This window comes from Streptomyces sp. NPDC048644 (assembly GCF_043199105.1).
Classification (GTDB): Bacteria; Actinomycetota; Actinomycetes; order Streptomycetales; family Streptomycetaceae; genus Streptomyces.
This window is the reverse complement of sequence record NZ_JBICVO010000020.1, coordinates 70,498-94,091: the sequence shown is the minus strand read 5'-3', so window position 1 is coordinate 94,091 and position 23,594 is coordinate 70,498. Positions and strand designations below refer to the sequence as shown.

19 protein-coding genes are annotated in these 23,594 nt (G+C 67.7%); 12 read left to right on the top strand and 7 right to left on the bottom strand.

Annotated features, from left to right (window positions below; genetic code table 11):
* Positions 1-926 precede the first annotated feature (926 nt).
* A complete protein-coding gene (locus ACGFNI_RS32190) occupies positions 927-1,520 on the bottom strand; it encodes a DUF5677 domain-containing protein (protein ID WP_393688714.1) in 594 nt (197 codons plus the stop codon).
* Between the two features lie 92 nt (positions 1,521-1,612).
* Positions 1,613-1,804, bottom strand: a complete 192-nt coding sequence (locus ACGFNI_RS32185) for a hypothetical protein (protein ID WP_393688712.1) — start codon at positions 1,802-1,804, stop codon at positions 1,613-1,615.
* A 90-nt stretch (positions 1,805-1,894) separates the two neighbouring features.
* Between ACGFNI_RS32185 and ACGFNI_RS32180 the strand changes: the two genes are divergently transcribed.
* The 8 genes from ACGFNI_RS32180 (at position 1,895) to ACGFNI_RS32145 (ending at position 13,383) form a co-directional block, all read left to right on the top strand.
* Positions 1,895-2,518, top strand: coding sequence for a GIY-YIG nuclease family protein (locus tag ACGFNI_RS32180; RefSeq protein WP_393688710.1), 624 nt, complete (start codon positions 1,895-1,897; stop codon positions 2,516-2,518).
* 260 nt (positions 2,519-2,778) lie between these two features.
* Complete coding sequence (locus tag ACGFNI_RS32175) at positions 2,779-5,256, top strand: preprotein translocase subunit SecA (protein ID WP_393688709.1); 2,478 nt, start codon at positions 2,779-2,781, stop codon at positions 5,254-5,256.
* A gap of 431 nt (positions 5,257-5,687) precedes the next feature.
* Positions 5,688-6,962, top strand: a complete 1,275-nt coding sequence (locus ACGFNI_RS32170; RefSeq protein WP_393688735.1) for a hypothetical protein — start codon at positions 5,688-5,690, stop codon at positions 6,960-6,962.
* Positions 6,959-7,525 (top strand): hypothetical protein, encoded by a 567-nt coding sequence (locus ACGFNI_RS32165; RefSeq protein WP_393688707.1) that lies wholly within the window; start codon positions 6,959-6,961, stop codon positions 7,523-7,525. Before ACGFNI_RS32170 ends, ACGFNI_RS32165 begins: the two co-directional genes overlap by 4 nt.
* Positions 7,526-7,534: 9 nt before the next feature.
* Positions 7,535-8,176, top strand: coding sequence for a hypothetical protein (locus ACGFNI_RS32160; RefSeq protein ID WP_393688734.1), 642 nt, complete (start codon positions 7,535-7,537; stop codon positions 8,174-8,176).
* The gene (locus ACGFNI_RS32155) at positions 8,169-11,240 is read left to right on the top strand and encodes a hypothetical protein (protein WP_393688705.1); all 3,072 of its coding nucleotides are present in this window, start codon (positions 8,169-8,171) and stop codon (positions 11,238-11,240) included. Before ACGFNI_RS32160 ends, ACGFNI_RS32155 begins: the two co-directional genes overlap by 8 nt.
* Positions 11,233-12,672: a Wadjet anti-phage system protein JetD domain-containing protein gene (locus tag ACGFNI_RS32150; RefSeq protein ID WP_393688703.1), complete on the top strand. Its 1,440-nt coding sequence runs from the start codon at positions 11,233-11,235 to the stop codon at positions 12,670-12,672. The genes ACGFNI_RS32155 and ACGFNI_RS32150 overlap by 8 nt, the downstream gene beginning before the upstream one ends.
* A gap of 507 nt (positions 12,673-13,179) precedes the next feature.
* Positions 13,180-13,383, top strand: coding sequence for a hypothetical protein (locus ACGFNI_RS32145; RefSeq protein ID WP_393688701.1), 204 nt, complete (start codon positions 13,180-13,182; stop codon positions 13,381-13,383).
* Positions 13,384-13,510: 127 nt separating this feature from the next.
* On the opposite strand, the gene ACGFNI_RS32140 is transcribed toward ACGFNI_RS32145, so the two are convergent.
* The 4 genes from ACGFNI_RS32140 to ACGFNI_RS32125 all read right to left on the bottom strand — a co-directional run bounded on the left by ACGFNI_RS32140 (position 13,511) and on the right by ACGFNI_RS32125 (position 19,163).
* Positions 13,511-14,050 carry a putative immunity protein gene (locus tag ACGFNI_RS32140; RefSeq protein ID WP_393688699.1) on the bottom strand — a complete coding sequence of 180 codons (540 nt, stop codon included), beginning with the start codon at positions 14,048-14,050 and terminating at the stop codon, positions 13,511-13,513.
* A gap of 223 nt (positions 14,051-14,273) precedes the next feature.
* Positions 14,274-14,840: a class I SAM-dependent methyltransferase gene (locus tag ACGFNI_RS32135; protein WP_393688697.1), complete on the bottom strand. Its 567-nt coding sequence runs from the start codon at positions 14,838-14,840 to the stop codon at positions 14,274-14,276.
* Positions 14,841-14,892: 52 nt separating this feature from the next.
* Positions 14,893-17,358 (bottom strand): hypothetical protein, encoded by a 2,466-nt coding sequence (locus ACGFNI_RS32130; protein ID WP_393688696.1) that lies wholly within the window; start codon positions 17,356-17,358, stop codon positions 14,893-14,895.
* Positions 17,359-18,617: 1,259 nt separating this feature from the next.
* Positions 18,618-19,163: a helix-turn-helix domain-containing protein gene (locus ACGFNI_RS32125; protein ID WP_393688694.1), complete on the bottom strand. Its 546-nt coding sequence runs from the start codon at positions 19,161-19,163 to the stop codon at positions 18,618-18,620.
* Between the two features lie 893 nt (positions 19,164-20,056).
* Here ACGFNI_RS32125 and ACGFNI_RS32120 point away from each other — a divergent pair.
* The 4 genes from ACGFNI_RS32120 (at position 20,057) to ACGFNI_RS32105 (ending at position 22,570) form a co-directional block, all read left to right on the top strand.
* Positions 20,057-20,590 carry a hypothetical protein gene (locus ACGFNI_RS32120; protein ID WP_393688693.1) on the top strand — a complete coding sequence of 178 codons (534 nt, stop codon included), beginning with the start codon at positions 20,057-20,059 and terminating at the stop codon, positions 20,588-20,590.
* Complete coding sequence (locus ACGFNI_RS32115; RefSeq protein ID WP_393688692.1) at positions 20,575-21,720, top strand: MAB_1171c family putative transporter; 1,146 nt, start codon at positions 20,575-20,577, stop codon at positions 21,718-21,720. The genes ACGFNI_RS32120 and ACGFNI_RS32115 overlap by 16 nt, the downstream gene beginning before the upstream one ends.
* Before the next feature lie 18 nt (positions 21,721-21,738).
* Positions 21,739-22,068, top strand: a complete 330-nt coding sequence (locus tag ACGFNI_RS32110; RefSeq protein WP_393688732.1) for an MTH1187 family thiamine-binding protein — start codon at positions 21,739-21,741, stop codon at positions 22,066-22,068.
* A 265-nt stretch (positions 22,069-22,333) separates the two neighbouring features.
* A complete protein-coding gene (locus tag ACGFNI_RS32105; RefSeq protein WP_393688691.1) occupies positions 22,334-22,570 on the top strand; it encodes a hypothetical protein in 237 nt (78 codons plus the stop codon).
* 5 nt (positions 22,571-22,575) lie between these two features.
* Here the strand turns inward: ACGFNI_RS32105 and ACGFNI_RS32100 are convergent, their stop codons facing one another.
* Complete coding sequence (locus ACGFNI_RS32100; protein WP_393688731.1) at positions 22,576-23,322, bottom strand: SDR family NAD(P)-dependent oxidoreductase; 747 nt, start codon at positions 23,320-23,322, stop codon at positions 22,576-22,578.
* Between the last annotated feature and the right edge of the window lie 272 nt (positions 23,323-23,594).

The following is a 23,594-nucleotide window of genomic DNA, read 5'->3' as shown; positions in this document are numbered from 1 at the left end:
GCCGAGTATGCCGAACCCGCGGCTTCCACCCGCTCCGGCCAGACACCCATACCCGGATTTCGATCAGAGCAGGAGGTCAACCCCCCAACCCTCGTGCACGGCAGGGCAGTTGTCTCATGACGGATGGAGCGCGCCGCGGGCAGAGCGGGTACGGAACAGCGTGTCGACCTCCCGGGCCGACCGTTGGCCAGCGTGGGGCGTGCCCACCCCTGTCGGGGGCCGCGCCGGGGGGGCGGGACAGTGCGGCGGCGGGGCGTCCCGGCTGGGGGCGGGCGTCGTACGAAACCGTCGGCGGACCGCGCGGGTGCTGTCCCGTGCTTGGAGCGACGCGGGACAGCGGGTTGGCCCGCGTGGGTCAGTCGGCCGGGCAGACGGCGAGGTCGGCGGCGGCACGCGCGAAGCGGACGGCCTCCTGAAGGGTGAACTGTCGGCGTCGCTCACTTCGTCCTCGTCGGGGATGAGCGTGGCCTCCCGCATCGTGCGCAGGGCCGCCGCCGCGACGACCGCGACCGGGGCGGCCGTGGAGATCCGCTTCCACATCCTCGGCTCGGTGAGCCACCCGCCGGCCCGCATCCCGTAGATCGCGGGACTGCCCGGCGCCGAAGAAAGGACGGAGGCGTTTATGCAGACCTGAAGCGACCACCTCCGCGAACTCGGCGACCGCAGCCTGGACGGCGAATGAGTCTCGATCAGCTGGAGGGCGGGGGCGTTTGTGCGGTCCGGCCCGCTATCTGACGCGGATGGGCAGAAGTTGGGTGTTTCCCAGGCCCAACTCGGTGGTGGCCTCGTCGATGCTGGCGCGCAGGGGGTCGCCGTCGATCAGGGGGCTCATCACGGTGGCGGTCTGCAGGAGTGCCAGGGCCAGCTGGATGATGTCGGCGTGGCCGAGGTCGGCGCTTCCTGTCGGATCTGCATGGAGCCGTCGCTCATCTGCTCGACGTATGCGCTCGCGGTGGAGATGGTGGTGTGCGAGAGCGAGGAGAGGTGCGAGTAGACGGGGTAGATGTCGGCGACGTCGTAGCGGTCGACATGTCGTAGAAGTTCGTCAGCTCGTGCTTGAGCTTGTCGTGGAGGGTCTGTTCGGCCGGGGTGCGGACAGGCTGGGCCGGCTGCTGGGCGGCGGCCTGGTCGATCGCGGCACGATACTTGGCCGCGTTGGGCCAGCCGGTCTCCTCCAGCTTCCGGCACAGCTTCTCGCGCTCCTCGTCGCCGCGGGCGACCAGGGCGTCGACGGCGGCATCTCCGTTGTCGACGAGCCAGTTGAGGGCGTACGCGTGGTTGAGGATGTTGCGGACCATCGGGGCCGCTTCGAGGGTGAAGCCGCGCTCGGTGAGCAGCAGGACGGCCTCGGAGGTGCGGCAGACCAGGCGCCACCAGCTGTAGACCGGGCCGAACATCCGCACCTTGTCCGCAGGCACCCGCACGCCGTTGGCGATGGCCTCGTCCGCGGCCTTGAGGAGGTCGGTGGCCGTCGACCGGGCGCGGTCGGCGGACTCCTGGTCGTTCGTAAGGGCCGTCATGCCGAGGACTGTAAGGCTGTGTAGCGCACGGCACGAACGGTTTGAGGTCGCCTCGAGAATGCACAGCCGTCCCCTCCTCGTTGGGGGGCGGATCATCCCAGTATCTCCTCGGGGCCGGTGACGGTGCGGCTGGACGGGGGCGGCTCGCGCTGTGTGCTGTCCACGCTCAGCACCCTCTGCCGTGCCTGCCGCCACAGGATCTGCTCGTCCGACGGCACGCCGAGCGCGCCGAGCACGGGGCCGAAGAAGAGTTCGCCCGGCTGCCGCCCGGCCCCGACCGGCATCGGGAGCGTCGGCTGCCTGCTCCGTTTGTCAGTGGTCCCTGGCAGACTTCAGCGTTCCCTGCAGTACACGTCAACGAGAGGACCTTCTTCGTGGCTCAGACCTTCACCGCGGACCTGAGAATTGGGGGCTGCCCAGTCCGAGGCGTAACGCTGAACTGGGGGCTGTTCCACGGCAGTGAGGTACGCCGGGAGGCGCCCAGTTATGGCACAGACATTGACGTCCCTGCAGTCATCGAGATTTTGGACCTGATTACCTCTGGCGCCGTCACTGCCCAGGAGGCCCGTGACGTTCTCCATAAAGCGGCGGCAAAGATCATCGAGAAGAGGAACCGCGAGTTCGAGGAAAGAGAGGAGCGCATGGAGGCTGCGATGCGCGTGGGTCCTCGCGTTCCCAAGCAGCCTGCGTTCGATAGCCGTTGGGTGTATGTCGTGTCCTCGATGGACAACCCGAAGGCCGTGAAGATCGGCGTGGCCACGCAGATCGAGAGCCGGATGAAGGCGCTCCAGAGGGGATCTGCATCCCCCCTTGTCCTGCGTTGGAGCGCCCGTGGGGGCTTCCCTCTGGAACGCCACCTGCATGACCAGTTCGGCCAGCGGCGGATTGATGGCGAGTGGTTCGACTTTCGCCGTGTCGCGGACCCGGCGCAGGCGATTGCAGGAGCGGCAGAGGAGTTTTTGAGGCAGTTCGGAGAATCCAGCCCTGGCCACGAGTAGTCAGATGTGGCAGCGGTCCGATTGCGCCGCTGCGGCGCAGGAGCACGCGGAGTGCCCAGTCCGCGGCATACAGGAGCGACTGGAGCGTGGCCGAGGAGAGCGTCGGGAGATTCGGCAGCGGCCTCGTGGGACGCGATTACGGGTGGACGGCAGCTGCGGCAGGCGGAACGGAGATGCACTGCACGGGGTGGCAGCATCGGATGATCGAAACGGACACATACCGTCACCCGTTAGTTTCCGACATCTGGTGAGATTAGATCATGGGTTCTCGATCGAAGCGGCGCGACGCGCGCAACAAGAGGCAGCGCAGTGCCGGTTCGGCGACGCCGGCGTTCGACCCGCACGCGCAGGTGATGACGGAGTCCTTTGCCGCCTTGGTGGAGCTGATGGCCACGGTCGCTGGCGACGACCCTGCGGCGAAGGTAGATGCAGCATTCGAGGAGGCGGTCCAGGAGCTCGTCGCGAAGCTGCGGCGGTTCGATCCGATCCGGCTTATCGAGACGGCTCGCCTGGCATTCCTGCCGTTGGCGCCCGAGGGCCAGATGCCCGTCACGGCGGAAGCGGGCGCCGCCTATCTGGAACTGCTGGCGCTGGTTGCTCTCGCCGCCCGGGATGAGACGGCGACGGCCGCTGCCCCAGCAGCCGAGTTTCAGCAGATGAGTCACTTCGTCTCGGAGGCGAAGGACGGCCTCGGCAAGATCCTCCATCTCGCGCAGCTGCGGTCCCTCGCCGCCGTTGACCCGGCCGACAAGCTTGCGCTCATGTCCTTGCTCATTCGGGGTGCTGAGGTGTGGATGCGCAACACCTCCTACTCGGAGATGGTCGAGAAAACCAACCTGGCGCTCCTGGATGGCAATCCGAGCGTCCGCGCGACGCTCAACGACCAGCTCGGCTTCGACGCGACCGACGCCCTGGCCGTCCTCGACGCATGCCACCACCTGCAACACGCCGGCCTGAACGACCGCCTCAATGCCATGGGCGGCGCCATGCGGATCGCGATGGCCGCGACGCACAAGGACCAGGTGGACGACCGGCTGAAGGAGCGCGCCAGGTCCAGTCTTATGTCATTGTTCGAGCCCGGCGCCGAGCAGGCCACGGTCGCCGTCGACGACATCGTCGCGTACACGGGCATTGCTGTAGAGCGTGTCAGAGCCGTTGTCGAACGGTTCCGCCTCGACCTTGGGACGGCCGATGCTGCGGACGTGATCGACGCGTTCACGACCGGCAAGAACCCGATGCGTCCCAGGCCGCTCATCGTCAGCGACACCGGGCGTCTCATGCTGCCGCACCATGCGCTGAACGTGTTCGCCGTCCGGGAGAACCTCGAGGAGCAGTTGAAGACGTCGCAGCCTGTATGGGCCCAGTACGCCAAGCACCGCGGAGACCTTCTCGAGTCCCGCACGCGCGACGCGCTGGGCCGCGTGCTTCCGGGGGCCCGCTTCCGGGCCGCTTTCGAGTACTACCTGCCGGCAAACGACCAGGAAGCCGAGACCGCGGAGCCAGCGAAGTACACCAAGCGCGTCGAGGGCGACCACCTCATCGTCCTCGACGACGTTGCCGTCATCGTGGAGGACAAGGCCGTCGCGTTGAGCGCCCTGTCCCGCGGAGGGAAGACGACGCGGCTCCGGACCGACCTGACCGGCATCATCGCGAAAGCGGCCGAGCAGTCCGGCCGCATGCGGGAGATGATCGAGCGGGACGGTGGTCTGCGCATCAAGGATGAAGGCTGGGTCGACCTCAGCCATGTCCGTGAGATCCACACCGTCGCCGTCAGTCTCGATGACCTCTCAACCGTCCTGACCGCGACCGCGGAGATGGTGAAGGCCGGCCTGCTCGCCACGGACAACATTCCCTGGACAGTGTCCCTGCACGACCTCGAATTGATCACCGAACTCGTCGCGCGCCCGGCCGAGTTCCTCCTCTACCTGCGCCGACGCCGCAACCCCGAGGTCACCGTCATGTTCCGCGCCGCGGACGAGCTGGACCTGTTCCTGTACTTCTTCGAAAAAGGGCTGTGGGTCGAACCCGACCCGGCGCAGGTGCGTGCCGCCTTCCCGTTCCTGCCCGAGCCGACCACGGCCGAGCTGCGCCGCTACCGCGACCAGCAGCCGGTCTACCTGACCAGCCGGACCGACGCGCTCGACAAGTGGTTCCACGCCAAGCAACGTGACAACGCGGATCCTGGGGCCGTGCCCAAGCCGACGATGGTGCCCTCACCGCTCGCCTCCCTCATCGACGAACTGCAGACACGGAACGCCACCGGATGGCTCAGTATCGGCGCAACGTTGCTGTCCCCGGCGACCTCCGCTCAGCACAAGTTCACACGCCATAGTGATGAGCTTCTCAACCACCCGGACCCCCACGGCCGCGGCCGCAGCATGACGGTGCCTGTCATGGCCAGCGCCGACCCAGACGAAGGATGGCTGTTCGTGTGGGCCACCCACCCAGCCGGACAGGGCCCCGACGACGCCGAGAAGAGCCTCCGTGGCTACCTGCGGGCCAAGAAGTATCAGCTCGGCCTGCCGCGAGGCGTCGTCTTCCTCTACGACGAACCGACCCGCGATCTCGTCGGGGCGTTCTACGACGGTCACATCGGGCCCCTCGACGCCGCGCTGACGGCCAGCGTGCAGTCCTTGCAGCCCGCATCAAGCCTCCAGAGCGCGATCCACCCCAACGCCAAGCGGCCACTGCGCGGCACGAAAAGCACTCCGAGACAGAAACGGAAGCGGAAGCGGTAACGCCTCCTCCGCCAGAGACGCTGCCCAAGCCAGACCTTTTACTGACATCACGATGACGATCGCCTGCAGGCCGTCATTCAGACTGCGGCACATCGGATGCGAAGCCGGTGCACACCGCGAGTCCCCGGCCAGGGGTCGCACAGGTATCGAGCGCTCTCGCTGAGGCAGACACCTCCGGCGCCGAGCGAGACGGTCCCCCCTTGAGGATCCGGACAGGCTCAAGCCGCGCCTTTGCCGGGAACTCGGGCTCCCGCAAGCACATGCTGCGTCCCGGTTCACCGCAGGAAGGCCCGGTCGGGCCGGCGTATAGCTGGGGCCAGAATTGGCCACACGATGGCTGATGTTGCGGTTCGGACTCTAGCGACGCATGTGGGACGTAACGTTGGTACTGAGGAGAAGCTCGCGCATTGCAAGGGGGGCGCTTGGTCGGCATGGGCGGGCAGAACGGGCCGGACCTGTTCTCTGGGTCAGATCCTGAGGATGATCTGCTGGCGCAGCTGGCGCCTTTTGTCGCTCCGGTTGCTGCGTCCCGCACTGCGGTGGTGGAGGACTCCACGTCATTGCGTATCGCCGAGGCCATTCATGATGCGTTTGGTGATCTGTCTTCCGAGCGAGGTCTGACGCGTTCCGAGCTTGCAGAGGCCTGCTCCGCAGTGGCCAGTCCGGAGGAGTTCGATCAGCGGTTCGGGGTCTTCGTCGCCCTGCGGCTGCTGGAGCGTGTCCGGGAGAAGGCTCACGAGGGCCGGTATGTCTTCAACCCCACCAGCGGGGCCGCACTGCTCGTGTTCGAGCGTCTGGCCGAGGCCGGCGGGGTGGAGGAGATCATGTCTCTCCTGGACCGGACACAACGAGATGTGGCCAGCGGCACGCTCGGCGAGAAGGAGCTCGTGCGCAGGCTCAGGCGGGTGCGGCGTGATCTGCGCATCAACACGGACTACTTGCTGCGGCGGGTCCGGTCGCGCCCGATCGAGGAGCTGCTCGGGCAGCGGCACCATCATCGTGTGAAGGCGGCGTTGATCCTCAACGCACGGCGCTTGGTGGAGGTGGTGTCCCGGGACTTTCCCGGGTTGCGGACGGACGGAACCCATCTGATCCGGGAGGCTCTGCGGTACTCGGAAGCAGTCGACGAGTTTCACGACCGGCTGCTGGCGCAGGTCAGTGCCCGGCGTGACTTCAGCATGCTTACGGCAGAGCAGTATCGGACAGCTGCCCAGAAGTCGTCGGTGTCCGCGTTGGCCGGTGTGTTCTCGCAGGTTGTCTTCGATCCGCCTGCTCTGCAGGTGAGCCCGGCCCGGATTCTGGAGGCGGCGGAGAAGCATCGTCCGCCCGCCCCGCGCCGACGTGCCGCGCCCCCGCCCGAGCCGGCGCCGGGGCCGGATCCGGTTGAGGCGGCTCGTACTCGTGCAGCTGCACGGCGGCAACAGCGTCTGGCGTCGATGGAGTTGCTGCTGGGCGGACAGGCCGAGGCCGACCTGACGCAGGCACTGCGAGGGCGGCCATGGAGAGCAGCTGTCAAGATGCTCACCAACGCTCTACGCGCCTCGGCAGACCCGTCGGTGCCCTTCATCGTGGAGATGTCTGTCGGACTCGTGATCGACCCGGCGGGGCCGGTCACGTACGCGTCGCCGGTGTCGTTGTTCCGTGTCCCGCAGGACACTTCCGCCGTCGACGATGCGTCACAGAGGCCGTCGGAGGACGCTGGATGAAGGATGACGACGCCTATTTGCTGGCCCGGGCGCGGGCCTTGCGCGTGGTTCCTGTCCCGCACGAGGCGGAAGCCCTGCGGGACCTGGGCCGTGCGGCGGAGGCCGTGGAGCGGAGGCTGGTTCCGGTCGGCTTGGCCGACGGAGGTGCGGGGCTGCTGATGGCCTGGGGGCAGGACGTCGAGCTGGTCGGTGTCGGCCAGGAACGCGGTGGCACGCACCGGGAGGCTTCTCCGTCGGTGCTGCTGATGTTGGGTGCGTGCCTGCGGGCGTGCTGGACGGATGTGGACCAGGCCCCCTATCCCGGCGTGGCGGTGGCTGAGAAGGAGGTGCTGGCCGCGCTCGTGCCGCCTGATGCGGTGACAGTGCGGACGGGCATTGCGCAGCATGCGCCGACAGCCCCGTACCGTACGGCGCTGCGGATTTTGCGTGCGTGCGGGTACCTGGCGCCGGATGCCGGGGACGGCATGGTGCGGCTGGGGCCGGTGGTCGCGTCCTGGGCCGAGCAGGACGTGGCGGAGCTGCGCCGCAGTTATCTGTTTCTGCCTCAAGCCGGGGAGGGATAGCCCGTGGACATGGGGCTGTTGGACGCGTTGTCTCCGCAACGCCGGGCGGACGTGCAGGCGGCGGTGTGCGCGGTGGAGACGTCGATGCTGCCAGTCCCCTCCTCCAGCTATCGGGCGTTGGCCGAGACGCCCCTGCGGATGGTGGTGGAGAGTCTTCTGGCTTCGGCCGGTCGGACTCTGCTGGCGGTGGGAAGGGGTTATATATCCGGCTACGACGAGCAAGTCCGCGGGCGGCTGGCGCGGGAAGGGATCGGTGTACTTCCCGTCGAGGACCGCGCGGTGCTGACTCTGGTCGTGGTGTTCTCCGTGGTCATCCCCCGGGCGTCCGGCGCGGTTCCGCCGGAGACGTTTTGGACACAGGGTGAGCCGGTACTCAAGGAGCAACTGCGCAACGCAGCCGTCTCCGACGGGGCCCTGGATGCGGCGCTGCGACGATTGACCGACGCCGATCTGGTGCGCTATGCGCGGCCGGGCCTGCTGCTCGGCCACCAGTTTCTCCGTCTGACGCCCCAGGTCGAGACGAGGCTCTTCGAAGAGCTGGTGTTGCTGGCGGACCCGCACGGAGCACTGGCGGAGTCCATCCGGCGCCGCCGGGAGGGTGCTGGTCCTGCTGAGGGCCGGGGCGGATGGACGGAGGAGAGCGGTGGGTGAGGCACGTCCCGGTGTGGATGAGGGGCGCGGTGTCGTCGGAGATCGGCATCTGGTCGCCCTGCAGACTTTCGACATCGCGCGGCTGACCACGCATGCGGTGCCCCTGGTGCCGGAGACGTTCATCGCGGTCTCCGGCATGGGGCCGCGGGAGGACTCCAACGGCTCTGGCAAGACATCGTTCCTCATTGCCGTGTCTGTACTGCTTGCTGACCCGCAGTGGCGATTCGAGTCCAGCGGCGGCCGGTATGCCAGCGGGATTCTTTTCAAGCCTGACGCCGCCGGGGTAGACTGGGCCCAGCAGGCGTCGGCCGCGCCGCACGGCTACGTGGTCGGGGTCTTTGCGGAGCCGGACAACGCGGCGGCCAGCGCCATGACGGTGTGGGTCCGGATCGCGACCACAGCGCCTTATGTGCAGGCCAAGTGGGTGCGGGGGCTGCATGTGGCCGACGGAGCCACCCACGCCGAGCGCACACAGCAGGCCGACGCACTGTGGCGTGAGCTGGGCAGTGGCGTGGTATCGGCACGCCGCATGGCGGAGGAACTGTACGGCAACGCACCACGGTGCCTGACGTATCTCGATACGGCGCTGCGTCCGGCCGTCCCATCGCTGCTGAGTCAGCAGCTTTCCGAGATGGGGCCGGAGGCGATCGGCGCGTCGCTGATTGCGTTATCGGGGATGACCGAGCTGCTGGAGCAGGAGGAAGCACGGCGGGGACAGGCGCTGGAACGTCGTGTGCGCATGGAGCAGGTCCGCAAGGAGAACGAGGAAGCGGATGCCTCGGATGAGAACGTCCTGTCCGGCGTACGTGCCCGGGACACAGCCCGGCTGGCGCTGCAGGAGGGCCAGTCTCTGTGGCGGCGATATGTCGCGGCCTGCTATGTGCGTGCCGTTGAGTCAGATCGGGCGCTGGTGAGCAAGAGCGCTGAGCTGCGGAAGACGGCCGCCCAGTGCCGAGTCTCGGCCGAGACGGCCAAGGACACCCTTCGTACGCTGCGTGCCGCGAACGATTTGGCTGAGGCAACAGGGGCGGCGAGGCAAATCTGGGCCGATGCCCAGGAGCTTCTGCGTCAGGCGGAACGACAGCGGACTCAGCTGGAGACGCGCAAGGACGAGTTGAAGGCGCAGCGGCGGAAGCTCCTGCCTCGGGCCGACGGGTGGCAGGGCACGACCGTCGAGGAGGCGCAGCAGCAGCTGGAAGCGGCTCGCGGCGAGAAGTTCACGGCCGACCGGGACGTGCGAGATGCGAAGGGCGCGGTGGAAGCCGCCCGACGGTTGCTGGCCGAGGTCGAACGGGGCCGAGGCGGGCAGGCCGGCGAGGCCATCGCCGTCCTGGAGCTTGCGGGCATCAGCGCCGTGGGCCTGCTGGACCAACTGCGGCTGGCCAAGGGCGCACGGGCGGTGTGGGAGCCCCGGCTGAGCCCTTGGCGCGAAGCCGTGGTCGTGGGTGCGGAGCAGGCGGACGAAGCGCTGCGAGCCCTGCACTCGTTGCCCGGCGCTCTGGTCGTCGAAGCCGATCCGGTTGGCGCCGAAACGGCCGGATTCGACGGTGTGACCAGCGATCTTCCCCTCACCCGGTTCCTCACTGCGCTCGAGCAGCGTCTCGTCGCTCTGTCCTCCCCCTCCGGCGCCCGCGATGATCGCCTGAGCCTGACCGTTGTCGGGGGGTTCACCGACCCGCTCGCTGGGCGAGCTCTGCGGCTGCAGCACGCTCGAAAGGCCCTGGAAGCACGCGAGGGCGATGCCGCAACCGCGCGGGGCATCGTGCGCGCGAAGCAGGCGGCATTGGTCCTGGCCGAGAGCGAGCACAGGGCGGCGGCCGCCATGCAGCAGCTGGCCGAGCTGCAGGAGCGTGAGGAGGAACTCGACGCGCAGCTCGCCACCGCGATCGAGACCATGGGGGCGGCTCACAGCGACGTGGTGGCGAAGTTTGCCGTTTACGAGAAGGCCCGAGATCTGGCGGCCATCCACGAGGAGAAGGTGAAAACGGCCGCACTGCAGGCGCGGGCAGCGGCCGAGGCCGTGCAGGAGGCCGACGCTGCGGTCACAGCGCTCGACCGCGACCGGGGACGTCTGCAGGTGGATGCCTGGCAGTCGTTGTGGCGAGGCAGCTTCGAGGATGCCTCTGCCGCGCTGGCCGTGCAGGAGGGGCGCCCTCCCCGTCCCGCGATGCTGCACCGGACGGCCGAGGGACAGCTCCGGATCGCATATGAGCGCTACGGGCTGCGGGACGGCCAGCTGGCCGACGCGCATGAAGACCTGCTCCAGGGCCTGGAGTTGTGCCGCGACCTGGCCGAGGAGGACCCGACGACACTGCCCACGGTCGGCTTCGAGGAGGCGGCGGCACCCCTGCAAATCCGTCTCGACGGCCAGGCCGACATGGACCGCGTCGCTGCCGCCCGAATCGAAGCCGAGCGTGCCCTGCGTCAGAGCGCCTGGGATGAGCTCGTTGAGGGGGTCGACAAGAGCGCGCACCAGCTCACCACGTTGCAGGACATGATCGAGCAGCATCTCGACGGCCTGTTCAAGCAGATCGACCAGGCCTTCAACCAGCTCGACCTGCAGCGTACGGGAGGACACGGTGCCGAGTTGGACGTGCGCAGCGTGCGCCCTGACGGAGCACGCCCGTGGCGGTGGGAGGTGACGCCGCGCTGGAAGCGCTCGCCTCACAGCAGGTACATCTCCTACCGGGAGAATGCCAACAGTGCCCAGGTGAAGGTGTATGCCGTGCAGTTGGTCCTGGCCGCGCTACTGGCCGATTCCGAGACGCAGGGGCGGGTCCTCATCCTGGACGAGCTCGGCAACAGCCTGGGCGAGAACAACCGGAAGGACATGCTGGCGTCCCTGCGGGATGTCGCCGCGCGGCGACACATCACCATCCTGGGAACCTGCCAGGACAGTGTGCTGACCGATGCCGCCGATGTGTGCGATGAGCTGCTGTGGTTCACCCACGCATCCGCGTCCGACGTCTACAACCAGCCCACGCGCGCCTGGGCCTACGACCCCGACACCGGGCGCGTCGAGCTGACCGCCGACTGGCTCACCGCGGGACGCCCGCATGTCTGACCTCGACGCCGGCGCACCGCGGTTCCCGCTCCTCATCGGAGAAACCCATGGGCGCGAACCGGTTCCCCTGCCCGGGCTTCCGGCCGGCGTCATCGCCGTCACCGTTCCCCGCGTCACCCGCACGGAAGAGGACCTCCCCGACGTCCGGATCCCCCGGGATCGCAAGGGCCGCGTCAACGCGCGAGAAGTGGACCTCGTAGCCGCGGCCCCGGTGAACGGCTACGCCCCTCCCCCGGCTCTGAGCACCCGCGACTTGATCAAGGTACTGACGACCCGTGATCACAAGCGGTGGACCACGATCGAAGCCGAATTCGGCGAGCGTGCCTGGGACGTCGCCGTCACGCTGGTCCAATGCGGAGCCATCACCCTGCGCTGCCGCGTCGAGCGGGCCACCCGGTACGCCCCGCGCCTGTGGCGCCTGACCCAGATCTGGGAGGACGTCCGCGAAGACAAGCTCGACGAGCTGCGCGGCCGCCCCGACCCGCTGGCGCTGCATGCCGAGCTGCTCGAGTCCATGGCTCAGGTCCCCCAGCTGGCCCGCGAGCGGGAGCTGCTGGAGGCGACACCACCCGGCCGGACCCTGAAGGTGCCGGCAGACAGCACCAGCAGAACCGGAGACTGGCGCATCTACGAGATCGCCATCCGTGCTGCATGTTTTTGGTGGCCCGCGCAGGACAGCGTCCAGCCCATCACCGCCAAGGCCGTGGCCGGCCATGCGCTGCGCAACACGAAGAGCACCTGGACCCCCTCCCGCCAGCAGGCCTTCGCCAACCTCATCGGCAGGCCCTTTGACCAGGCCGTCGAAGAGACAGACACCGAACTGCGCATGCGCGGCCCGCTGCAGTGGCGCGTCGGGTCCGTCGTCGCCGATGCGGCTGCCTGCCGCCCCTGGCTCGGCCTGCCCGCCCGTGGCCTTCGCGTGCTGGGAATGATCAACTGCAACGCTGCCGGCATCGTCCTGGTCGAGAACGAGGACGCCTTCCAACAGGTCTGCAAAATCCCCGAGATCGTCGACCACTGGCTGTGTATCTGGGGCGCCGGATATGCCACCGACGGGCTCGTCGAGTTCCTCCGGTCGATGGCCCCACTGCCGGTTGCCGCCTGGCAGGACCTGGACGCCCACGGCATCCGCATCATCCACAACCTCGCCGAACGCATCGAGCGCCCCGTGAGCCCCGTGGGCATGGACGTCGAGCTGTACCGGGCTGGGCCGAAGTACAAGCAGGAGCCCGAGAAGCTCGAGGGCAACCGCCAGCTCGCCTCCGTACTCGCCGAAGAAGGACCCATTGCGCTGCGGCCTCTCGCTGCGGAGATCGCCGCCAACGGAGGCGCGGGCTGCGAGCACGAAACCCTCTACGCGCAAGTCCTGCCCACACTCGCCAAACAGCTGCACGAGGTCACCGTCCAGCGCGAGGCCCCTCCTACGCCGTAGGGTCGGCAAGACCGTTACACCCACGTCCGGGCAGAGCCGCGGGTCGAGTTCACCGCGATCCGCAAGCCCGATGCGCTGCTGGGGTGCCGTCCCTCTCCACGTCGTCCCATCCTCATCTGGGCCCGTCAAGACGTCCTGCAGCTCACCAAGTCGGTCAACGACCCCCTCAAAGGCCAGCTCGACCTGAAGCAGCACGGCGGCCGCAGCATCCGAAGGCACCTGGGCCGACCGGAGATCGCTCGGGCCTCACTCACAGCAAGCCTGCCCGAAAAGCCGAGCGGCCCTCCCCTATCACGTCCCCGCCGCTCCCCCGGAGCGCATGCCATACCGGTCTGCACGAAGTTGACACCGACTTTCGTCACCCGTGTCACAAGTAATCGGCAGAGGATGTCAGCAGCTTCCCCCTGTTCAAGCCAGGTCCTCCACTGACGTCTCAGCGACGATCAGCAACTGACACTCTCACGCAGACCGTCATGGGGTGACCCGGCCGCGGACTGGACGATCCGCATGGCGCTGGCGAAGCAGGACGAGCGCGTGGCGTTCTGGGAGACCTACGGGAAGCGGGACCGATCTCCCGCTGCGGTATGGCGTTCACTGATCTACGAGGCCCGCCATCTCGGCGCCGTCCGCCTGGAGCGCCACCGGCTGGGCAACGCCGAGGTGAAGAACACCTACGACGCCATGGCCGCCATTCTGGCCAGCCTGACCTGACGCTCTCACATCACTTCCGTGCCGGTATAGGGTCCGCGGACTCGTGAGCACCGTCGGACGATCATGAGCACTGTCCGAGCAATGCGGGGTGATCATGAGCAGCTGTGACGTCCCAAGAGGTGATTCCTCAGCGCGATGCGCGCAAGGAAGCGTCCAAGGTGCTCATGAGGTGGGCAACGCGGCCCCTGCCTGTTGGCGCGAGCGGATACCGGCCAAGAACATCGATCAGGACCGGCGTGGCGCGTCGCCGGGCCTGCTCGATGAGCTTGTCTCCGACGTCGGGATCGTCGCCTGCGCTCAACTCGGCCACGCGCGCTGCACATGCAGCTCCGCGCAGGATGTGGCCTACCTGGGTGGCCTTCGCGATGGGGTGCAGGTACGCGGCAGCTGCGGCGTCGCCGGCGGCGCGCGCTGCAAGGCGTGTGGTTTCGGTGGGTGCTTCGTTCGCTGCCCGGTGCGCGTCCAGCGCGGTGACGCGCTGTGACGTGGTCCTCCTCGCGCCGTTCACGAACTCCCAGGCAGCATCAACGGCTGCGCGAGGCCGGGGATCACCGGGAACGGCCTCCTCGAACACCGGAAGGACTTCCTGAGCACTCTCCACCACATAGCGCGCTACAACGCGCAGCTCTTCCATGGTCAGCTCGAAATCACCGGCTCCGGTCGTCATGACCCGATTCTCCCACCGACTCGGTGGTCGACGACGATGCGGAGATGGCGCAGCCGGTGGCCGTCACGGCCGGCGCAGCACGGGCGTCGCTCCGGAGAGGTGGCGGTAGTAGTGCTCAACCGGGCACCGACACCGTCACTGCTCACAAGGCGCGGATTCCTGCGAACTCGCAGGAACTAGTGCTCACGAGGCCGCGGTTCCTACAGCCGGGTCGGTTGGACCCTCAGCCGGATACGGCGGTGGCGGCAACCCTGTGCAGGAGGTGAGCGGTGGGCAGGCACCGTCGGGCTTCGCTTTGCAGCGCGATGAGTGCGGTGTCCGGACCCAGGTCGCCCAGGTGAAGCGCGACCCGGTAGGTGCGCAGGTACGTTTCGGTCCAGGCCGGACGGGCGTGGCATTCCACAGTGGTGAACCCAGCGGCGTGCAGCACCGCGGGCCAGTCGCTGTGGCGGTGCCGCTTGGGCAGTCGTGGGTCGCCGGGGCTGAGCGGGTGCCAGTCGGTAACGACGGGACGTCCGCCCGGACGAAGGATCCGGCGGGCCTCCTCAACTGCCGCGGCCCGGTCGTGGGCGTACTGAAGTGCGTCGATGGAGACGACCGCCGACATGCTCGCGTGGGGAAGCCCGGTGGTGGTCAGGTCGTTCACCACGAAGCGCGCCTTGCCTTTCATCGCGTATGTGGCGGCCCGTTGCCGGGCTTGGGCCATCGCGACGGGTGAGAAGTCGACGCCGACCAGGTCGGCGTGCGCTGCGCGGGCCAGCCACAGGCCGGGGCCGGTCCATATGCCCACTGCGAAGGCCCGCCCACCACGTGGGACGGCGGCATCCGTGGCTGATCGGGGCTCAGGTCCGCCTGCCCATGTTCGGCTTTGGCGCGGCTCGACACAGATCCGGCAGGGGGACTGCCGCAGGCCCGGAGCGGTCCTGGCGTAGCGTGGCGAGGCGGGCGTCCAGCAGGTGCTGCGCGGTGCGCTGCCGGGCCTGTTCAGTGGCATCCTTCGCAGCGTTGCAAGCGGCGGATCGGGTGACATACCGATGCAAGGAGCGCATCTTCGTCTGGTAGGCCAGCGCCGCTTCCATCTCGGCCTCATCGCTCTGGGCGAGCGTCGACAGTGCCGAGCGGCGGTACTCGCCCGCGACAGTCTCTGCAGTCAGGCGGGCCAGGAGCGCCAGGGTGTCCTCTGTCGCGCCTTCCGCACGTGCCTGGGCACAGGCTGCCGCCACCTTGGCCTGGATGCCGGCCTCGGCCTGGGCGATGACAACGTTGGCGTCCGTACGATCGTCCACGCTGGCGTGCGTGGCGGCCACGGTCAGCGCGGCCTCACGTATCTGTTCCTCGGTCACGCTCCGATTCCCGCACGCCGTGCACAGCCCCGCCGATTTCGGCTTACCGCAGCCTTCACAGGAAATCGCCAGCCGGGCCCTCTCGGCCGCTTCGGCCTCGGCACGGGTACGGGCGATGGCGGCCCGGCGGGCGGCGTGTTCGGCAGCGGCCCGCTCGTGGCGGATCCGGGCCCGTTCGGCCTCGGCCAGGATGGCTTCGCGTAGCCGCTGCTCGGTCGCTGTCCTGCGTACGTGTATCGGTGCGCCGGGCAGGTCGGCGTCGGTCTGAGCGGCCACCCGGCGGCGCAGGCCGCGCCGGTAGGCGACCAGCTCGCCGCAAGTAGCGCAGTCGGCGCCGTTGTCCATCCGCACGCCTTCGTCGCAGCGGACATCGGAGCAGCAGTCCTGGCGGATCAGCCCGCGTCCGAGCAGCCAGCCCACCGGTTCGGCGACCGCGGCCGGACCTCCTTGCCGAGCCAGACGGCGTTCCAGCCGATCGGCCAGCACCTCACCCGCGAGCGCCGCTCCGGTCACCCCGGCGACGGCCGCGAGTTCGCGGCGTACCGCGGCGATGACCCGGGCCCGGGCACCCGACCGCTCCAGGCGCGCCCAGACCAGCTCCACCGGAGCGAGCACAACCTCAAGATCACACGGCGGCCGGGGCACACTCCTCCGCCGCTGCTCGCCTCGGCCACCTGCCACAACGGACAACACGCACGGGACAAAGTTCCGCCGACCCTGCTCCTGGCTCTGCTCGCCTGCCGGGGATCCCACGAGTTTGTCCCTGCGCAGCGGGTCGCCCTCTCCACCGGCTGGCATGAGTCGGGGAGCCTTCCGGCCGACGAGAACCTGATCCTCGCGCGTGCCCGCGCGTATCGGCCGACGGCGGAACTCGAACGGCGCTTCGCCGGGTAAGCAGATCCCACCATTTTTGTCTCCGGCTTCTTCAGCCACAACAGCGTGGTCAGTGTGGAGGCGATCAGCAGTGGGGAGGTCTGTAGCGGCGGCCTGTTCCGAGAGGTCATCGGTTATTTGCCAAGGACCGAGCCGTCGGGCTGCGGCCGTCGTCGGCGTGTGATCTCCAGGAGCAGTTGCGGGGAGGTCTGTGTTGCCGAAGGTTCGGTGCTGCTCCTCCGGGGCAGTTGCCGCGGCAGAAGCCGTGCGGTGCCTGGGGGTTCGGTGTGCAGCGCCGTGCAGCTGATGCCCCACTGCAGGTGAGGGAACGGTCGGCCGTGCAAGTGATGCCCCGTCAAAGGAGGCACTGCGGTACGCGTGAACGATCGCGGGCACGCGCACCCGTGAGCGGTTGTGCAAACCCGAGACGCTGTGTCGACGCACGACTTCGATCAGCCCTTGGGAGGTGAGGCGGGCGAGGATCTTCGCACCGCCCGCGGCTGAGCAGCCCATCAGCCGGGCCACGGTGGCGGCCGGCCGGCCACGCTGTGCGTCAATGCGGCCCGGGCACAATCGCAGCCAGCCGTTGGAGGTGATGTCCAGCACGATGAGCAGCAGGGCCAGCCGGTCGGTGGCCGCGCCACGGCCGCGCCGATCCGCTAGCAGTCCTGGGGGAGTCGGCTTGCCGTTTCGGGGGTTCCAGCCAGGGGCAAACAATGCCTCCAGCAGACGCAGCAGTGTGGCAAGTTCCGCGCGCGTCAGCCTCAGCGGATGGGCTGGGGTGGCATGCCGTGCTCGCTGAAGGGGTGTGATGGTGCATTCGAGGCCGCTGACTTGTCCGCAGACGTTGGTGGTGGTCCGGGTGTGAAGGACACCGCAGGTCCGTAGTGCCGGAAGAACCGTGTGACCGATGAGGGATTCCGACATCCCCAGCCACCGGCTCAGATCGCGGGCCCGGATGGTGGCGTAACCGGTGGTGGCACTCGTCTTGGCGGCCAACACGATCGCGGCCAGCCGCACTGCATCGGATGTGTCCCTGAGCGCAGGATCGCCCAGCAGAGCGCGGACGGCGGCATGCAGGCGGCGGCGCATGCCCTGTCCGAGATACAGCGGATGGCCGGCGCCTCGTACGCGTGTCGCCCCCGCCTGAGGTTCTTCCTGACGGCGGCGCGAGAGCGTAGGTCCGGGGTGGTCTGCTGTGTATCCGGCGGCGTTCACCGAGCGACCCCCGTGTCGATCGGTGCGATGGCAAATTCGCAGCAACCAACAGGCAGTAAGGGGGATACAACATTTTGGTCATCGGCACGCTGGTAAACCGCAGCGTGATGCTGCACCATGGATACACCTTCCGGGAAACGGTATGCGGGAAGGACGAAGTCCCCTGGCAGGGCTTCGGCTCGGTGAAAACCGACAGATCTGATCCAGTCGATCGGATCTTCACTCGGCGGTAGAGGCCGAGTGGTGGCGTGGAGGCCGTGACTGATCCGGTGTTGGCGCACCCGATCTACGGCCGGGCGGCAGGAGTCCCTGAGTGAGGACGATGCCGCCCGCACGTCATCTCAACATGAGTACCTCCTGCGGTTGGTGGGGCACTGTGTCGGTCGCTCTTGCGTGGCCGCTGGGCCGTCGGGCACGCAGCAGCGGCAGGTCGGGGCCTTGCCGCACCGTTCTCGTATCGGTCAGGGGAGGGTCCGGCGGCTGGGAATGCCGCCGGACCATCAGCACCGCGAGCGCCATCGATGGTTTGAGCAGGTTGGTGAGTGCGGCAGAGGGTCTCATTCCCCTAGGTAGGGCACGCGCGACGGCTGAGTGGCCGCTGGGACCTATGGCAGGAGACCAGGGGCCATCGACGATGCGTCCGGTGGCGCGTACAGGTCCTTGGCCAGGCCCGTCCCTGTCGTATCGGCAGGCGCTGGTCCGCGCGCCGCCCCGCTGGGTAACGCGCTCCACCGTGGCGGCGTCAACGCCCGTAGTCGGCAGCAAGGCGGCGCCGGACGCGTCGACCGGAACCGTCTGTCCCTGATGTGACTTCGGGTACCAGAGCTCGTGGCCGATGATGACGAGTTGGTGCTCAGGCGCTGGGTTCATCTCGCACAGAACCAGATCCCGGTCTTCGGCGGCTGCCCATAGCCCGCTGCGGGCCTCTGCGGAGAGCTCGATCAACCGGTAGCTGATCGGGCGCTCTTGGTGCCTGGACATCCCAGCGCGTAACGCGCCGAAGACTGCCGCCGGCATTGTCAGGGCCAGAGCAGCGCCCAACCGCCGCAGCTGCTTCCCGTCCACAAGGATCCCCGTCTCTTGCCTCTTGCAACTTGCTGATCGTGTGCCTCCCCGACGCGTGGAGCCTGAGCTCACGGGCGCGTGGGAGGGGCAGCGCTTTTCTCGCTCTGGAACAGCTGGTTCACGATGTCCAGCACCGCGGTACGGGCCTCGGGTGAAAGCTCTCCGGCCCGCATCGCGATCTCTTTGACCCCATGCTCCTCTTGGAGCCGATGCCAGAGATCCACGTCCGTATTCATGTCCTCGGGCGGAGCCGCCTCAGCGTCAGTGTCCGGCTTCCGGTCAGCAAAGCCGTTCTCAAGGCTTTGCAGCCGATTTTCGACCCTGAGGACGGCAGGGTCATCGTCCGGCTTGAGGAAGTAGTCCACGTGCTCGACCTCGAAGAATTCAGCAAGGCTCTGCGCCTTCTCCACCGATGGCACGGACGTTCCCTTGCGCAGCTTGCGGATGTACTGGGCACTCACCCCGACGTGTGCAGCAACTTCCGCGTCGGTGTAGCGCTGCCGGCCCTCGGGGCACACCACGTCCACCAGGCGTTGCAGCCGACGCCCGAACAACTTGGCAATATCAGTGCCTTGAACGTGCGGCGCTGTCGGCTCCTGCCGGCGGTTGGTCATGAAGGTGGATCGTAGGCGGCGGCAACCAGCCCTGGAACCTCGGTGGCAACAATAGTTTCACCAACCGCACCTCAACCATGGGCACTCAGCCACCTTCGCACCGCTGGAGCGCAGCCGGCGCTCCAGCCTCCCGGTACAAGACTGCCTCAGGTCCTGGACCCTCAGGGTCAGTTCCCACTTGCCTGAGCCCCTGGCAGTGGAGGCCCAGATGTCCTGGCCGGACAGCGATTACCTGGGACGATGCAGCTTGCCTCGCGCCATTCGCCAGGAACTGCTCGGTGGCAGAGAGCGTCAGTAAGCCGGCAGGCGCTGCCGGGCACCCCGGCAGGCAGAGGATGGCCAAAAAAGATTTCGACGGTTCGTGGCCGCGGCAATCAGGGATGCGAGCACGACACATTCGCGACTCCCATAGCACTTACGGCGGTTCCCAAGCGGCAGCGCCACGCGCTATATCGCCGAATCCGTTTCGCATTCTCGTGCTCCGGCTGGCTTTTCCTCGGTGCCGAGGGAAGATTCCGGCCAACTGAGCGAAAGTTGTGGACGCTCACCGTGCCGAGGGCACTTGGCCCGAACTCCGTGAAGGTGCTGGAGGGCGCACATTCAGAACCGGCCAGTCTTGCGGAGCTGCACTGACCGCTGATGACGGGGTGACCTACGATCAACGGTCGTTGGTGGTCAAAGCCCCCTGTAGAAAAGGAGACTGCGGTGTTACCGAGCAACTCTTCGCCTGGTTTCCGCCTCTGCCGCAGTACCTCCCCGGTGCTGGCAGCGATACCCCGGCGCTACTCCCCCGGCACGGCTGCGGAGTTGGATCTCCCGGCGGCACCATGAAGGGGCGTCGCTACCGGGTCATGTGCCCTGCCGGTCCGACAATCGATGGAGAGCCGCCCACGATGCGCTGGAGGCAATTGCGCCGTCGATGCCAGGGAGTGATTGACGGGCTTCCGCTGCCCACCCCCTTTTCCGCCCCTGAACTGTGCGACCGGCTCGCCGCGCAGCGAGACCGTCCCCTGCACTTGCGGCCGTTGCCCACGCCGGTGGTTCCCGATATGCCGTCCGGTCTCTGGCTGGCGACCGACCAGGAGGATTACGTCCTCTATGACGCCCAGACCAGCCCTCTGCACCAGGAGCACATCATCCTGCACGAGGTCGGACACCTGGTGTGCGACCACCGGTCCGTGGAGGGGGAACGGCATCTGTACCGGCGGATCGACCTTGCTGATCCGGCCTCCGTCCGGCAGGCCCTGCCTCGCGCACGCTATTCCGACGAGCAGGAACAGGAGGCGGAGATGATCGCCAGCTTGATTCTGGAGGGCGCCGACCGCCTTCCTGCCCCGTCCCTGCTCTCCGGCATGCTGGGCGGGCTGGAATCCGGGATGGGGCTGCGTGGAGCCCGCCACAGGGGATCATCGTGCTCACAGGGTTAGAGGACGCCGGGATCATCGCGCTGTGGGCGGTGGCCCTCGTCCGTGCCCCGCAAGGCATCCGCAGCCGGGAGCAGCGCCCGTTGTGGTTCGCGATCGTGATGATCGCGCTGGCCATGTCGACGCATCTCGATCCTGTGACCGCGGTACTGGCTCGGATGGTTCCCAGCGCCCACTGGATCGATCTGACCACCCATCTGTTCAGCATCGTCGACGGCGCCGCCGTACTGTGGTTCATCCTCCAGGCAGCGAGGCGCCGGCGGCGCACGGCTTTGGTGTCCGGCGCCGCTGTCGCGGTCATGGTCGTGCTGGTGTTCCTGGACGTCGCCGCGGCCCCGCACGCCCGTAACCAGATCGCTCCGTCACCGGACGTCCCCAGCGTCCCGGACGCCTACTGGTGGATCTTCTTCGCCTTCCACTTGACCGCGGACACCACGTGCGGGCTGGTGTGCTGGCGGCACAGCCGCCGGGGCAGCGTCCCCCCTTCTCTGCGGTACGGATTGCGGCTGTTCGGCACAGGCATCCTTCTGGCCAGTTTGCTGTGGGTGCTCAAGCTCGCCTACCTCGGCACCCGCTCGCCGGTCTTCGCCCCGCTGTTCTCGCCCCTCACCGGTGCCGAGGCGTTGTTCATCGCGGCCGGTGTGGCGTTGCCGTTCCTGATACAGATGCGGGCCCTGCTGCGGTACCACACGTCTCACCGGGGGCTGGCTCCACTGTGGCGGGACCTGGTCGCCGCCGCCCCCGACGTGGTCCTCTCACCAGGCAACCGCCTGCGCGCTGCGACGGTCCCGATCCAACTGCGCCTGTACCGGCGGGTGATCGAAATCAGGGACGCCATGATCGTGTTACGCAGCTACGTCACGCAGGCCACCGCCGACCAGGTGCGCCGGCACGTCACCGACCACGCCATCCCCGAGCACTTGGCCGATGCGCACATCACCGCATGCTGGCTCACCGCAGCCCTGCACTCCCGGGACACCGGCCAGATCCCCGAAGCCCAGACGCTGAATCTCGCCGGGGACGGCGCGCACGACCTCACCGAGGAAATCAGCTACCTGCTCCGGATCGCCGCCGCCTACCGATCGCCGGTGGTCCACAACTACCGGGCCTCGCTGTCCGGCCGTCATCACTAGATTGGAATCCCTGCTGTGGTGCTCGTCGCCTTCGCCTTGACTCCCATGGGCGTGGAGGAAGTTGTCGCCGACTACATCGCCGACGCGGTGAAGATTGTCCGCGAATCCGGGCTCCCCAACCGTTCGGATTCCATGTACACCATGATCGAAGGTGAGTGGGACGAGGTCATGAGCGTCATCAAACGCGCCACGGAAGCGGTCGCGCTCAAGGCACCCCGCGTCCAGGTGAGCATCAAGGTCGACGTGTGGCCGAATATGCCCGACCCGCTCAACAACAAGATCGCTCTCCTTGAGCAGCGCATCTCGGACACCGGCGGCGACGAACCGCAGCCCGGAAGTAGCGATTGAGCGCACAGCGGCCGGCTTTGAATAGCTGAGCCGTCCACCGACGGTGTCATCTGCGCCTACGGCGGTGTCGTCCTGTACGAGACGTCGTGGTCGCCGTGGACGAACTTTCGGATCGATCCCTACAGACCTCCCCTGCCCCGCAAGCGACCTCCATCGATCCGATGGCTCAAACTATCGACGAGGTCTACCGCAGCGATCCGGGGCCCTCCGTGGGCCGCCGACCGTTGACGAGCAGACGTGTTCCACGGTCGATGCGCAAGGAGCCATGCATAGCGGTCAGGTCAACGTCCAAGGAGGAGAAGCCGCTGCGGCGTCCACGCGCACGCCTCAGGAAGCGGTCACCACCGCCACTCATGCCCTCGACCAACTGGCAGGTGTGCACTCGGAGCGGTCCGTTCAAGCGCTCCGCGACTTCTGCACCAGGCTCGCCCCGATGAAGAACGAGCCGATGGTCCGCGAATTCGAACGGAAGGCGGAGCCGCTGCTGGGTGCGGCTGCCTGATCCGCTCAATACCCGTAAGGGGTAGGCGCGTTCTGCGCCCGGTCGACCGGCACGTTGGCTCCCGATATTCCCCTCGCATGATCGGAGAGCAGGAAGGCGACCACCTCGGCCACCTCAACCGGTGACACCAAGGTGCGGGCAGGAAGCTCATCAAGAAAACGCTCATAGGCAGCGGGATCTTCGATTCGCATCCGGTCCCATCTCTTGCCGGCGATCAGCATCGACCCCGGGGAAACCGCATTCACGCGGATGCCGTCCGGCCCCAACTCACGGGCCAGTGAACCGACCATGTGGATTTGCGCAGCCTTTGCAGCGCCGTACTGGGCTTGAGGTCCGGGCTTCCACCCAGAGATCGAGGCGATCACCACCACCGATCCGCCTCCCGCCGCGCGGAAGTGGGGCACGGCAGCAGCCGTGAGACGTGCCGCATGTCCCGCGTTCATCTCCCATGTGGACGTCCAGTCCTGCGCTGACGCCTCCAGCAGACCCCGTCCGGCGCCGCCGCCGGCGCAGGCAACCACGCCGTGGAGTGCCCCCCGAGCGGCCACCGCGGCATCGACAAAGCCGCCCAGGGCCTCCCCGTCCACCACATCCAAGGACCGGGTGAACAGAGCTGGGTGCCCGCCCTCCCGGACCGAAGCATTCAGCCTGTCCAGGTCGGCCTCCCAACGGCCGCACGTCGAGACCAGCGCGCCCTGCGACAGGAGTGACCGCACAATTTGCTCACCCAGGCCGCGGGAACCTCCCGTCACCAAGACGTGCCGGCCCTCCAGCGCTGGGAGACGGACGGCCGTTCTTCAACGGCGTCTGTATTCGGCACAGCATTCTCCAGCTCATACAACGTGTGCGCACCTGCGCGGGCGAATGCATCCCCAATGCAGTCTTCACTGACGCAGGTCTTTTCGCCAATCTCGTCCCCACCCCATTCGGAGAGCACCGGCCCGAATATCGCCGACGGCACGGAGACTCCATGACTGCACGAACACTGCGTCCAGGTATCCGGCGCGGCCCGTTGCCCGGGATC